The following is a 14,151-nucleotide window of genomic DNA, read 5'->3' as shown; positions in this document are numbered from 1 at the left end:
TTTACCAAATTTTTGGATGCCCAGCAAATGCGATCGCTAAATTATTTTCCATAATGACTAGCGTAATTGCTAGCAGCAAAAACAAAAGCTAGTTAGTACATCTGAGTTGTCAAGAATTTCGTTTTAGCACTTTAGTCTCTTCACCAGAGGCTACCTCAATTAGTTTAAGGAGTAGAAAATGGTAAACATGATGCCTGCTAGAGCAGAGAATACCTGGAAAGTTACTTATCCAGAAGATTGTATCAAGTACATTGAAGCTTTTCGACGACACTATTGGGATCATCAAGGTACTTGCAAACTGTTGCATGAATTCTTTTCGCAGCAAGGTAACGTACACAGTGTGTGTGAGCTGGGAAGCGGTGCCGGCACTAACTTAATTTACCTTGATGATTATGGATATCAATGCTTTGGGTACGATAGCAACCAAGAATCCATCGTACTTTCTCAAAGACGAGCTGAGTCTAACGAAAAAAATATTGAGTTCAACTTGCTCGACTTTTCCAAAAACTTGCCTAATTGCCAGTTCAACGCTGTAGTATCGCTGTTTGTGCCAATTTCGCTTGAAGACATGGAGAAACTTGCACAAAGTTGCTTACAAATTTTAAAACCGGGTGGTTACTTTGCGTGTATGTTGCTGGCAGTGCTACCAGAATTTGAGGCTATACCGGAACACAATGTCACAAACACTGAATTTTTAGAAGTTGATGGTACATCAGTAATCAGATTCAACTACTACAAAAAATCTGGTGATCAGATTCAGTACGATGGAGTTTACTTTGCTGGCGAATCTCAAGGGCCACGGATGTTTCAAGACCGCGATCGCTACGATCTTCTAACTAAAGAACAAATGTTGAAAATTGCCGACACAGGCTATCGACATATATATCGAACCAGAATCCAAGGTAAGCCAGACCAATGCCCACCTATGACCTACGAAGTAATAGATTTCTTCCAGAAAAACTAAAAATACTTGCTTCATCGTTTGTATTACAACGCATTGTTGAGGAGAGAAACCGTGATAGAGGTGATAGAGAAAGTCAAAGATCAGAAGTTGTCATTACTGACTCAAGAAATGTCAGCTACTACGATTCTCGGTATCGGTGTTGGGTTAAGTCAGCTAAGCCAAATCATTATCGGTATGACGGATACCGTCATGATGGGATGGTTTGGCGCCCAAGCCTTGGCAGCAGGTTCTCTAGTGAACTCCCTATTTCTCTTATTGTTTCTCTTCTTTACAGGCGTGTTGCACGCAACGGCTCCGATGATGGGTGCAGCCCTTGGGCAATTACGTCTTAGAGACATTTCCACCACTTTGAACCACGGAAATTATCTAGCTTATGGGATGACCGCCATTATGGCGTTGTTCGCTCTGGTGATGGAGCCATTTTTATTGTTACTTGGGCAGCAGGAGCAGGTAGTTGAAATCGCTAAAACATATACCTACTGGCTAATTCCGGGCTTTCTGCCATCCCTATTATTCATTGTAATCAGGGTCTTTCTCACGACTGTAGGTGATGTTGTAATTCTAGGATGCGTTTCGCTCATTGGCGTTTTTATTAACGGCTTGACAAATTACGCATTCATGTTTGGGGTATTTGGATTCCCGACTCTCGGTGCCCCTGGTTGTGCTGTCGGCACTAGTTTAACCAATACGCTAATGGTTGTTGCGGTAGCGCTATTAATGCGTTATCGCCCCAGAATAAACCGCGTTGTATTCTGGACAAAAGCACAACATTTTAGGCCCGATCTCCTGCGTGCCATCCTTTCTCTAGGTCTTCCGATTGGATTTGTTTTATTCTCGGAACATATTACATTTTCAGGGGCTGGGTTGATCATGGGAGTATTAGGCACCGATCAGCTTGCTGCCTTCTCTATTACCCTTCAATGGATAGCTGTTTTTTATATGCTACCAATAGGCTTTTCCCATGCAGCTACTACTAGAATTTCCCTTGCCATAGGTCAAAAAGATACTCAATTAATCAAACAAGTTTTCATGACCTCTATTGGGTTAGCAACTATTTATGGACTCATTTGCCTAGTTGCGATGATTATGTTTGACCAGTCTATGGTTAGCTTGTTAGTGAAGGAAGATTTAGAGCAGAATCGTACAGTTGTAGAACAAGCTACAGTCTTTATGAGGTGGGCGGCAGTACTCCAACTAATCAATGGTTTGATTGTTGTTTGTGCTGGAATATTGCGAGGATTTAGAGAAACCAAAACACCAATGTTATTAGTTTTTGTTCTGTACTGGATTTTGGGTCTTGGTAGTGCAATAATACTTAGCACCAGATTTGGCAGCACTGGGATTTGGGCTGGAATTCTCTTCAGTTTTTCGGTGACTTTATTTGGTCTAATTCTCACATTACTGTCGAAGATGAAAGACCTACCTAGTATCATTTTTCAGATTTCTTTAGAAGACCAAAAAGTATTCTCCAGCTTCTAAAGTATGTTTGCAGACTTATAGCATTCAAATTCAAGATTGAAGTTCTTTTAATGTCGAGAATAATTTTAAGGAAGAATGTATGAACTATCTAAAAGAAATGAAGGCTGATGAACTTGCAGAAGCTATTGGCAAAGCTTGGCTACAGAATGATGCCACAACCTTTATTTCTCTTTTTTCTGAAGATGCTCAGATTGTTCATCCCTATTTTAAGCAGGCGGTCGCGCCTAGCGTTGCTATTGAGGTAATCAACGCAACTGTTAAGCCCACAACAATTATGCGAAAGGCAAAACTACTTTCTGGAACGGGTGAAGGTAAAGATGACGTAATGGAGCTTTTGTTTGAAGAGAGCGGTAATGAAATTGGGCGAGAACTTGGTCATATTGGAGAAGTCGCTGTCACTGCTGAAATTAAGAATCATCGCTTCACTAAATTAATTGTTCATGGTTTCGATGTTAAAACTAGCTCCAATTCCACAGATCAAAATATCTATACTCGACGTGACATCGGTAAATTAACCTCCAAAGAAATCGCCAGCATATTAGCTCTGTGTTGGGGCAGCAATGATATGGATACATTTGTATCGTTATTCTCATCCGATGCCAAGATTGAGCATCCTGGTCTGGATGGCGAGGTGACTCCACAAGTTGTCGCTGATATCATGAACGCTGATGTTAGCGTGACCAGTAAACTCAAGAGTTTTACTCTACTCCAAGGAGATGGTTCTGGTAAAGAGGACTTAATAGAACTAGAGTCTGATGAAACTGGTAAGGAAGCTGGGTATGCTACAAGGCATACTGGTACTATGACAGCTACGGTCAGCATTAAAGCACATCGAATAGCTCATCTCTGGGTTCACGGTTATCAAGTTACTGATACTGAAAAGCACGCTTCACCCCAATTTGATTGATTATTTTGAGATGAATTATAAGAACATCTCAGCGCAACTTGCAAAATAAAAGGTAAAGGAAAGTGAGAGATAACAAAGGTAAAAGCTTTTCTATAACTCATAAACTTCACAATAAATTTCTCTGTTATCAAGGTAATGACTTAATTATTGGTAGTGAAGGTCAAGATTTGATCCGAGGCAGAGAGGGTAATGACTTCATCATAGGCGGTGATGGGAATGACAAGTTATTTGGAGGTTTAGGCAATGATTTTCATGATGGTGGTCAAGGTAAAGACTTGATTTTAGGTGGATTGGGAAATGATTTTTTGTCAGGACAAGACGGTGATGACAAGTTGTTTGGAGGTTCAGGCAATGATTTACTTAGAGGCGATGGTGGTCAAGATATTCTTGTAGGTGGTACTAGTAACGACCTCTTGGTTGGTGGTGATGGGGATGATCTTTTGTTCAATAGTTCTGGCAATGACTTTTTAGAGGGTGATGGAGGAAGCGATCGCTTTGTCTTAGCACCGATTTCAGGATTTAATCTCATTTTTGATTTTCAAGATGGTCTAGATTCTTTGGTCTTAACCGGGGGGTTAAGCTTTGAAAAACTGTCAATTGAACAGTTGCTTACCAATACTGTAATCAGTGAAAAAAGTACAGGTAAATTGCTTGCTTTTCTTCCTTTTGTGCCAGCTAATTTACTCACAAACAAAGATTTTGTCGTGGATAATAACTTGATAGCGAGATATTTATCTAATCAACACGATGAGAACTTCGGAAAAAGTCAAACAAATCACCAACCTCAAACTAGTATTCCAGGTCTTAATATCCTAAAAGGTAATGCCAGAAATAATCAGATTCAAGGTAGTACAGAAACCGATTTAATTAGTGGTGGTGGTGGTGAAGATCAACTTTTCGGAAATCAAGGGAACGACTTTCTGAGTGGTGATGACGGCGACGATCAAGTTTTTGGTGGTGAGGATGACGATGCACTCAACGGTGGTAGGGGTGACGATTTTTTAGTTGGAGGTATGGGTAGGGATTTTCTTCGCGGCGATAGTGGTAACGATCAACTCTTTGGGGAAACAGATAATGATGTCCTCACTGGTGGTGATGGTGAGGATCTTCTAATTAGCGGCGAGGGCAGCGACATTCTTGATGGTAATGCAGGTAATGACATACTCATTGGTGGTGCGGAGTCTGATCTTCTTCATGGGAGTGCTGGTAATGATTTGATTGATGGTGGTCTAGGCAGTGATTTTCTGACTGGTGGTTCTGGACGCGATTACTTTCTAATCACATCAAGTTCAGGAACAGATACGATCTTTGACTTTGAAAATGGTCTGGACTATTTTGTGTTGGGCGCAGGGCTAACATTTGATCGGCTCTCTATTGTCGCCTCTGGAAACAATGCTGTCATTAATCTTGCTGACAACGGTCAAGCGATCGTTAGTTTAATTGGTATTCAAGCCAACTTACTTACAGAGGCAGATTTCATTCTCTCGTGAGAGGTCAAACAAATCTAGTTTTATGTTTGCTATCTGGAGTAAGTAAAGCACAATTAGAATTATGCAAGGAGGAAATTAGATCATGGTCACGACTAGAAATAATTGGTATTACAACAAAGAATTAGATTCATTTATTTTGTTTGGATTAAGTCCAATTGTTGCTTTGTTTTTGGCACTCTTGATCTATTTGAAAGTACCTGATTTTATGGGGGCTATTATAGCAGGTGTAATTATCGATATTCCACACCAGGCTCAGACACATCTACTTTTGTTAGCGAATCCAAAAGAATTCGCTAAATTTAAGAGTCACTATTTTATTTCTGCTATTCTTATAGCAGTATTTTGTACTTTTTTTGCAGTAACAGGTAATATCCTCATACCAGTAACTGTATGGGCTTACTGGTTAATTATTCACATCATATTACAACATTTTGGAATTGCTACATTATATGCAAGAAAAGGAGGGTATTTTGGCGATACTTCAGATATTAAATACCTTGTTTTAATTGGCTCAATGGTTCCTATTGTTTACCGAATGGCTACGACAGGAATTACCTTTGGTACACCTATTAACGAAATACAAATTGTTACTCCTGCTATTCCGATCTTGATTCCTTTTATAATGTATATAGTTTTTGGAATCTTACTCATTAACTTTGTAATAAAAGAATTTCGAGCCAGGAAAGAATCAAAAGGCTATAACGCAATAGTTTATTCCATAATTGCTTATACCTTGATTTTATATAATGCATTCTTCCTTTTGGAAAGCAACTTAATTCTGTTTCTGTTGATTAGTACAGCCTTACATGCTATCCAATACCACTTGGTTGCTGGAAATAAAACGATAGCTGTTTTGAACTCTGAAGATGAGGATTACAGCAAAATAATGACATTGATTCGAGGTGGAATAAAAAGAATTGTTAGCAATAAATTTTCATGGTCACTATCAGTTCTTTTTCTAAGTGTTCTAGTTTTTTTGAGCAATGAAATTTCCTATGGTGTTATCCCATTAACTTGGGCGATGCAGCACTTTTATCTTGATGGTGTAATTTGGAAAAAACGGAAAGAGGAAAATTCTATCCCAGGGGAGTCTGTCCTAACCTTACCTCTTCAAAGCTAGCAAGCATAAGCTAATCTGCCTTTAACTTGCATAATCCTTTGCCTCAGAAAGACGCAAAGAGAAGTTGCGTGCGGGGGTTCCCCCCGTTGAGCAAACTTCGGAGGACGCGCTTAAGGGGAGACGCGGGGATGCAATTTGAATGATTATTAGCATAGAAGTCAAAAATAGGTCTGACTTTTCACCGGATGCGGAAAAGTCAGAAAAATAGGCTGAGTCAAGAGAACAAAATAATTAGGTAATTGGCAAGGATATAAAACTATGGAATAGACCTCTTGCAAAAGTCCTTCTTTGCGTTCTCTTCTCTGCGTCTGGGGCGCAGCAGTCGGTACAACTTTGGGAACCCCGACGCGAGTTGTTCATGGGGGAAACCCCCAAGACCACACTCGCTCTGCAACGCGCTGCCTTCTGCGTGTTAGCGTTCGCGAAGCGTCTCGTAGAGAAGCGGGGCGTAGTTCAACAAAAAAAATATTCATGCAAGAGGTCTAATGTTTAGCTTTCGCATTCTTTTAGCTATTGGAGCTAAAAGGAAATTTCCTGATACTAAATATTGTTGCGACCCGCTTTTCTCCAAGCTTGGGGTGTACTTCCATGATGTTGGCGAAACTGCCGGAAGAAATGAACCGCGCAATCATAACCGACTGCTTGAGCAATTTGCTCTACTTTATGATCAGTTTTCAAAAGTAAGGAACGTGCTGCTGCCATGCGGTAATCAATAATCCATCTTTGCACGGTTTGACCTGTTCGGCGTCGCACTAGGTGAGTCAGATAATTTGGACAGTAACCAACTGCAAAAGCTACATCGCTGAGGGAAATTGATCGGTAATAATTGGTTTCGATAAAGCAGAAAATCTTACTCAACAGCGGATCGAACAGGAAAGTCGAATTAAAAACTACAGGTCTTGTAGTGTCAGTTTCAAGTGCTTTTGGATTTAACAGAGGTGGTGCAGTGTAAAATTTTTGGAGAGTTGCTCGTTTTTCTAAACACGCTGCGATCGCTCTGAGTAGTTCATCTACCGTACAGGGTTGAGTAAGATAATCGTCTGCTCCCAGTTCCATACCTTTACGGACGTCTGTTCGAGTCCCTTTGGTAGTGACAAAAATCAAGGGAATGATTGCTGTCGCAGGGTTTTGGCGCAGCGTGGTTAAGACGGAGTAACCATCAAGTTTCGGCATCATAATTTCGCTGATTATCAAATCAGGTAAGTGTTCCTGTGCCTGCTGCACACCAATAAGACCGTTTTCAGCATCTATAGTATAGAAACCTTCAGCTTTAATGAATTCTAGAAAAAGGTTTCGAGTTGAGGCTCTATTGTCAATTACCAGAATTGTTTTCACCATTTTCTTTTCGATTCAAATACTAATGGATCTATTGGGTTTCAGTAGCAAGCGCGCAAAAAGTAGCGTTACCTCTTAAAATTGCTTTTTTATGACTTTTTCAGCAAACCCTACTTAATCGCGCTTCTTCAGCTACTGTAATATTTTGCGCTCTTTATTCGCTTGTTATGTGTTTACCCAGCTAGGTGCAAGATGTGAGTATTACTCTGTGAGGTTTGACTATTTTTAATCTGCTCCCAAGCTGCAATCGCTGAGAGTAAATTCTGCGGTAAGTGTTCGCTAGAAGCTTCGTTATATTGAACTGTACCCTCTTTACTAGTGAGGGTATAGGTGATGAAATCAGCCGCACCGCTGGGTGCAGGGTAACTTAAATTTTTGAAGTTACCAAATCTAAAACGTTCAAGCGCTCGCTGAAACCGTCGTACCTCCTCTAAAGAAACACGGCGAACACTACGTTCCGAATCATTAGCATCGCCAATCCGCACCCGAATCAATACTCCATCACTGCGTAAAACAGTCTCGTAGGTTCTACCTGTAATACCACCACTGGAGATTTCTCGAAATACTACACCAGCATCTAAAGGTGGCGGTAACTCACTTGGAGGAATTGGTACAGGATTCAGCTTACCTGCTTTGAGCGATTTGTTTGCTTTAATTTGATTTGCTGTTTCTGGCAATAAATTTGTAGAACCAGCAAAAGCACTGTTGAGTATGATCAATCCACTACCAACCGAAAAAATGGCAGTCAAAGCCCAAGCGGTAAAAATCTGTCGTTTCATAAGTCTTGTCATAAAAACACAATAAAATTCAGTAATCAGTTATGGTGTGCTAGCTAATTAGTGCTAGTCGAAGCGACTAACAAAAAAAGCGCAGCATAGAACTATAGACTCCACTATGACCAAATAATTCGTAATTCGTAATTCGTAATTACAAATTGGAGCAAAGCGACTTGACCAGCCGATTTGGAGCCTAGTTCACATATCAGAAGTAACTCAAAGATTTATGCAGCTAATATTTTGATTCGCCACACAGCGAAAGATTGAGCTTGTAGTTCAAGCCACCGAAGGGCACTATTTCCCAGTACCTAATACCCAGTTTCCAGTCCCTAATTATTTAAGCGTTAACAGGTTGCTGTTCAGATTCAGTCAACTGATTTTGAGGGACATCAAATCGAATGGAACTGGCTGCCCAATTTTTCAAATCAGGCGCTAGCCAGACTAGCTTGCAAAGAATTTCATCATTAGTCCACAGCACTATGGGGAATCGAAACTTTTTGCGGAACTCATCTCGCATGAGATTTGTACTGATAATTAATTGATTAATTGCGATTACAGATTCTAAACCCCTTATCATCAGTGCTTCCGGTTGAGTGGCACCAATTTTATGAGCAATAGTTGAGTACAGCGTTTGAGTTGTGGGTGTAAGTAGGATGTCTTGGATGTCTGCTGACGAAAATTCGATTAGCAAATTCAGTACTTGCTGCTGCTTTCTAACACTGTTACAACATGCCAATACCAATGAAAACTCTCCAGCCGATACCATTATTGCTCTTGCTAGTTTCTTGGTGGCTGCTGTAGTACTAAAAATGCTGTCCTGCGAATTACTTAGATTGATCATTAGACACCCTACTTTTATTTGAAGAGTAGCTGAGTAATACTAGTAAAATTACTCTGTTAACTGTGTACTCAAAAAAAGTCTCCGTAATTTAAACTATATATTTACTATAATACCTGGCATAATTCTACACAGCGTCGCAATGTTTAAGGATGTGGTGTGTTACCCCACATTTATTGTTAAGAAACTGTGTAGCAATGTCAGACGAGCATAAACGTCAACCAAAGTGATTATGGAAAATTAGTTGAGAAATTGTGGATGTACGGAGCGGTAAGCATTGGTTAACACTTACGCTTGTCAATATTTTCGGAATCGTTACAAATGTTCACAACTCAGTATATTCACACTAACAAGTTAAAATACATACTAAGTATAAACTAACTAATCAAAATTGGAAAGTAGGAGAAAACTGAGTTTTGCCGTCACATGAACCGATTTAGGGCTTACAAGAACTAGGGGAGTAGGGATGTAAAGGTATGAGGGAGAGGAAAATGCTCAGCCCCCGCTACCGTGCTTCAGCACTCAGCACTAAATAAGAACCAAACTCAGCAAGTTTGATGAAATCAGATTCAGAGAATAAATATCCCATCGCTTTGAAGGCAGCACTTCGACTTCGCTCAGTGACTGGAGCAGAGAAAGTCGTTTTGATTCGGTAAAATTGGATAACTCACTATTTGGGGTTCCCTTTACTTACGAATTACGATTTACGAATTAAGTTTATGAGTACGAAGAATGCGCCCGCTGTTGTAGTGCTAGGTCAAAACAGTGTGGTATTGGCACGGAAAATGCTGACCGTCTTACCAGGCGGCACACTATATGGTTTGGCAGGTCGAACATCAGATGTTGATGTCAGCTTTACGAATTTTGGCCAAACGCTGCGAGAATTGTTTGCTGAGGGGAAGCCACTAATTGGTATTTGTGCCGCAGGCATTTTAATCAGAACATTAGCTCCTATACTTTGTGATAAGCAGCAAGAACCGCCAGTACTAGCTGTAGCTGAAGATGGTAGCGCTGTTGTTCCCCTTTTGGGTGGACTTAATGGTGTGAATGATTTAGCGCGTCGCATTGCTGAGATACTAAATGTTAAACCAGCAATCACAACCACAGGCGATCTGAGGTTCCGCACAACGCTGTTGTCACCTCCACCTGGATATAATTTAGCCAATCCAGACGATGCTAAGACATTTATCTCAGATTTACTGGCAGGGGCGCGAGTAAAACTAGAGGGTACAGCACCGTGGTTAAGTAATAGTCAACTACCCATAGACTCTGATGGAGATTTAACAATTCAGGTTACTGAACGTTTGGTAAATCCTACACCCAACCGCCTTGTCTATCACCCAGCAACTATAGCGATCGCCATCAATAATACTACTAATGAAGATGAGACTGTAACATTAATCCAGCAGTCACTAGCGGCTGCGGGACTTACTTCGGTATCAGTCGCTGGGATATTCGCACCCATCACCATCGCCGCTAATCCAGCAATCCACGCTATAGCTGATACTTTTAGTGTGCCCGCTCGCTTTTTTACTCCCAATCAGCTAGAAATCTTGCTATCAAAAGGTTACAGTCTTGCTCAAGCAACAGCCCTCACCGCCACGGGTATACTCGGTCGGCTGATGACTTCCTCGTCCTCTGCTGTTGTGGCGGTTGCTATTGCCCCAGAACCAATTGACCCCAGCACTATAGGCCAGTCGCGGGGACGGTTAGCGATTATTGGCACCGGGCCGGGTGGATCAAAGTGGATGTCACCAGAAGTTCAAGAGATACTCAAATCGGTAACTGATTTAGTAGGTTACAAAACATACCTAGATTTGGTGGGTTCTCTGGCTAATGGTAAACAACGCCATGAATCTGACAACCGAGAAGAAACAGCACGGGCTAGGATGGCGCTTGATTTGGCGGCAACAGGGCGCTCAGTAGCAGTGGTTTCCTCTGGTGATCCTGGTATCTATGCAATGGCAACAGCGGTTTTTGAGGTACTTGAGCAGGATGCCAAACCAGAGTGGAACAGCATTGACATTCAAGTTGCACCCGGTATCTCAGCTATGCAAGCAGCAGCAGCAGCGATTGGGGCCCCTCTAGGACATGATTTTTGTGCTATTTCTCTTTCCGATATCTTAAAGCCCTGGTTAATTATCGAACAACGAATTATCGCTGCTGCCCAAGCTGATTTTGTCATTGCCTTCTATAATCCTGTTTCCCGTGAGCGCACCTGGCAACTTACACAAGCCAGAAATATTTTATTGTTACACAGAGCGCCAAATACACCAGTAGTGCTAGCGCGGAATCTCGGCAGACCGGGACAAACTATCAAAGCGATCGCGCTAGAAGAATTAGTATCAACCGACGCCGATATGCGAACAATTATTCTCGTTGGTTCAACAAAAACCCGAACAATCAAGTGCAGTGATGGTAGTATTCGGGTTTATACGCCACGCCGATATATTTAGTAGTTGCACAAAATTAAATAAAACCTCAGGATTAGCAATTCATTCCTGAGGTTGTTATACCTGACCACCTTTACATTTTTAATTTAAAATCCTTATAAATGTTGAATTTGGATAGACATAAATATCTGAATTGTGTCTAGAAAACGTAGGTATTAACAATTAAGTCTTACTTTGTACTAGGATTGCGATGTATCTAATTACAATCATTAAAAAGTAGTATTTTATCCGAAAACATTAATTTCAAAACCTTCTATTTTTCAGGATAAAATACAAGTAATTATGTCTAGTAAATTAATAAAAAAGCCTTGCATTTTAACAGCCGATCATCAACAATAAAGACATCATGTTTCATACATGATTGTAGCCGATAAAAGTGACAGAAGCCCTTACATAAGTCCGCGAAAGCGGACTTTATTTATTTAACCGAAAATTTAATATTTTTAATTCAGGTTCCTCGATTTGTACAAAGTAGCATCGGAATTTCCTATGCTTCTCCTGTCGCAAACTCTATACAAATGGGTACTTCGCCAGTTGCCTGCAAAGGAGCCAGCGCGGTCTTGGGGAGCCACTGCGTTGCTCTGGTCGAGAGAGTTGTAGCAAGTGGCGTGGGAGTGGCGTGGTTTCCCCCATGAACAACTCGCGTTGGGGTTCCCCGCGTTGTAGCAAGTGGCGTGGTTTCCCCTATGAGCGACTGGCGTTGGAAACCCTCCTTTACTCACTGGACTCACCGCGTCGCTCAAAACGCAAAATATTAAAAACCTACACTTGCCCCCTGCCCTCTATTTGTATCAATTTTAAAGTGACGGTGTTACCGCAAGACAGTGGCTTTGCCTCACTCTCAGCCTACGCAAGTCAGTTTAAAAATCAAAGCAGAATACTAGCGATCGCCAAGCGTAAACAAAATAGCGGTTACGATCAAACAAGAGTAAAATCTTGAGGATGCTTCAGGGCGTTTGATTTTTCCGTTCTATTTGCGATCGCGCCTTTTGCTGTGCAATGATGTCTGCACGGTGCTTTCCATTACTTTAAATTCTCGGAGAATACACTAAAGTACTCAAAAATCAACTTTAGCTGTGAAGAGAGATGCAAATTTAGTTAACGTATATACTAAGATACAATAAAATAGATTAAAAACTCTGTCTAAAGTATGTAGTTTTAATACACATGCTGTGAATAGCCCTTTTAGTCAGTGGTATTTCCCGTAACATTTATGAACACTCCTTCAATATCAAACCCCAAATTAGAAGAGGCAAGGAAGTAGAGTCATAACTTTTCTCTGTAAAGAGTGATTTATTAGAGGTAAAAGCTAATTATGAACAAGAAATGGGCTGTTAAACGACTGACGGTAAATTTGGCGTCAGAGGAGAGAGAGAAACTTGAATATTACTGTGCAATCACAGGAAGACCAGCAAATGATGTAATTAGAGAATTAATTCGCTCCCTTGAGGCTGGAGGGGATAAAGAATCCGATATTTCGTCTTATTCTTCTCAGCTTTCAGGATTGGCTAGTAGTCAAAAATCGATGATTTAGATTCAACGCAATTCAAGATTCAGAGGAACCCAATTCTTAGGTAGGGACGCTTTATCAGCACGTCTCTACCTAAATTTATCGAAACAATCGGGACTAAAACCGGACTTCGTCCAAAGTTTTTGGAGTGGGTATAAATCCTCGTGACAAAAACGCCCTCCTGCCTTTGTTAAGTGCTACACATGTAAAAAATTACTATAAAAACTGCATTTTAGTAAAATTCATTACTAAGATGCAGCTATGATGTGCTTGAATCACCAAAATTTTGGTGATATTTACAGATATACCATACTCTCAAGAATGCTTCCAAGACCAGTGCAACGTTGCTTTTAAAAGATACATCTCTTGAGCGGTACTAATATGTTTCACCTTAAGATTGATACAAATGAAGACACGAAAATGCGGGAAAACGATGAGCTAGCGCTGCGGGAGGGAAATCCTTCTGTAGGCACGTCACCCAAAGGGAGACACGTAGATTGCTTTGTTGCAGAATTATGGAGAATTAATACAACAAAAGTGATTTGTATCAATAATTTTGTGAAATGGTATAACAAGATCTGCACTAGAAAGACTTAGTGAGAAATCCAGAAGCTACGCCAGGTATTGTTACAGAAGCGATGTTTTCGTAGCTTGATGTACGTTTACTGTTGAAATATCTGCGTATTGGCTAATAATGTTGTCTTTAATCATGCCTATTTGCACACACTTGATCAACAATTTTTGTACTTGCTGTTGACTCAATTTTTGAACGTGCATTTCTAATACTTTGAGTTTAAAATGCTGTTCTAGAGTGAGTTTTGCTGAGTTCATAACTTTCCTCTTTTGTCTAAAAGCAGATATTTTTCAAATTACAAATAAATTCAGACTATACCTTGCCTAGATTTAAGTTCGATTTTGACAGCTTGATTTTCAAAAATCAATCTCCAATTATTGATTGTTTAGACAAAAGAGACAGGTTTTTGTCTATAAATATATATTTAAAAAACATTTTATTTTCATTAATTACGTCTAGTGTCAATAATGTCTTTTGAGAGGATTACTGTATTGATATTCACTTTTTAAAAAACAAATTTTTCTGCAATTATTGGTTGATAAGCTAAAAAACATCTAAATTACATAATCAAATTAAATAAAACTCTTGTGGGGTGGGCATCTTGCCCGCCCTAATTATGCAAGTTATATATGGAACAGCTTAGATTAGATCTCTTGCATAAATATTTTTTTGTTGGGCTACGCCCCGCTTCTCTACGAGACGCTT

12 protein-coding genes are annotated in these 14,151 nt (G+C 40.3%); 8 read left to right on the top strand and 4 right to left on the bottom strand.

Features of this window, described 5'->3' with window-relative positions; all coding sequences use genetic code 11:
- Positions 1 to 178: 178 nt before the first annotated feature.
- From AC5JMF_RS15685 to AC5JMF_RS15665, 5 genes are all read left to right on the top strand, one after another.
- On the top strand, positions 179 to 964 hold the full coding sequence (locus tag AC5JMF_RS15685; RefSeq protein ID WP_495796660.1) for a class I SAM-dependent methyltransferase: 786 nt from the start codon (positions 179 to 181) through the stop codon (positions 962 to 964).
- A 51-nt stretch (positions 965 to 1,015) separates the two neighbouring features.
- Positions 1,016 to 2,443, top strand: coding sequence for an MATE family efflux transporter (locus AC5JMF_RS15680; protein WP_495796659.1), 1,428 nt, complete (start codon positions 1,016 to 1,018; stop codon positions 2,441 to 2,443).
- A gap of 79 nt (positions 2,444 to 2,522) precedes the next feature.
- A complete protein-coding gene (locus AC5JMF_RS15675) occupies positions 2,523 to 3,350 on the top strand; it encodes a hypothetical protein (RefSeq protein WP_495796658.1) in 828 nt (275 codons plus the stop codon).
- A gap of 62 nt (positions 3,351 to 3,412) precedes the next feature.
- Positions 3,413 to 4,840, top strand: a complete 1,428-nt coding sequence (locus AC5JMF_RS15670; RefSeq protein ID WP_495796657.1) for a calcium-binding protein — start codon at positions 3,413 to 3,415, stop codon at positions 4,838 to 4,840.
- An 82-nt stretch (positions 4,841 to 4,922) separates the two neighbouring features.
- Entirely contained in the window at positions 4,923 to 5,960 is a 1,038-nt protein-coding gene (locus AC5JMF_RS15665; RefSeq protein ID WP_495796656.1) for a hypothetical protein, read from the top strand.
- Between the two features lie 540 nt (positions 5,961 to 6,500).
- Here AC5JMF_RS15665 and AC5JMF_RS15660 read toward each other — a convergent pair.
- The 3 genes from AC5JMF_RS15660 to AC5JMF_RS15650 form a co-directional block, all read right to left on the bottom strand.
- Positions 6,501 to 7,298 (bottom strand): response regulator transcription factor, encoded by a 798-nt coding sequence (locus AC5JMF_RS15660; protein WP_495796655.1) that lies wholly within the window; start codon positions 7,296 to 7,298, stop codon positions 6,501 to 6,503.
- A 170-nt stretch (positions 7,299 to 7,468) separates the two neighbouring features.
- Complete coding sequence (locus AC5JMF_RS15655) at positions 7,469 to 8,074, bottom strand: hypothetical protein (RefSeq protein WP_495796654.1); 606 nt, start codon at positions 8,072 to 8,074, stop codon at positions 7,469 to 7,471.
- A gap of 334 nt (positions 8,075 to 8,408) precedes the next feature.
- A complete protein-coding gene (locus AC5JMF_RS15650; RefSeq protein WP_495796653.1) occupies positions 8,409 to 8,912 on the bottom strand; it encodes a hypothetical protein in 504 nt (167 codons plus the stop codon).
- Between the two features lie 716 nt (positions 8,913 to 9,628).
- Between AC5JMF_RS15650 and cobJ the strand changes: the two genes are divergently transcribed.
- The 3 genes from cobJ (at position 9,629) to AC5JMF_RS15635 (ending at position 12,896) form a co-directional block, all read left to right on the top strand.
- Positions 9,629 to 11,365: a precorrin-3B C(17)-methyltransferase gene (gene cobJ, locus AC5JMF_RS15645; protein WP_495796652.1), complete on the top strand. Its 1,737-nt coding sequence runs from the start codon at positions 9,629 to 9,631 to the stop codon at positions 11,363 to 11,365.
- Between the two features lie 799 nt (positions 11,366 to 12,164).
- On the top strand, positions 12,165 to 12,302 hold the full coding sequence (locus AC5JMF_RS15640; RefSeq protein WP_495796651.1) for a hypothetical protein: 138 nt from the start codon (positions 12,165 to 12,167) through the stop codon (positions 12,300 to 12,302).
- Between the two features lie 375 nt (positions 12,303 to 12,677).
- Positions 12,678 to 12,896 (top strand): ribbon-helix-helix domain-containing protein, encoded by a 219-nt coding sequence (locus AC5JMF_RS15635; protein ID WP_495796650.1) that lies wholly within the window; start codon positions 12,678 to 12,680, stop codon positions 12,894 to 12,896.
- Positions 12,897 to 13,499: 603 nt separating this feature from the next.
- Here the strand turns inward: AC5JMF_RS15635 and AC5JMF_RS15630 are convergent.
- Positions 13,500 to 13,703, bottom strand: a complete 204-nt coding sequence (locus AC5JMF_RS15630) for an NblA/ycf18 family protein (protein ID WP_495796649.1) — start codon at positions 13,701 to 13,703, stop codon at positions 13,500 to 13,502.
- Positions 13,704 to 14,151: the final 448 nt, after the last annotated feature.

It is taken from the genome of Desmonostoc vinosum, from assembly GCF_059505385.1.
Note: the sequence above shows the minus strand (reverse complement) of the source record. Positions and strands in the feature narration are given on the sequence as shown.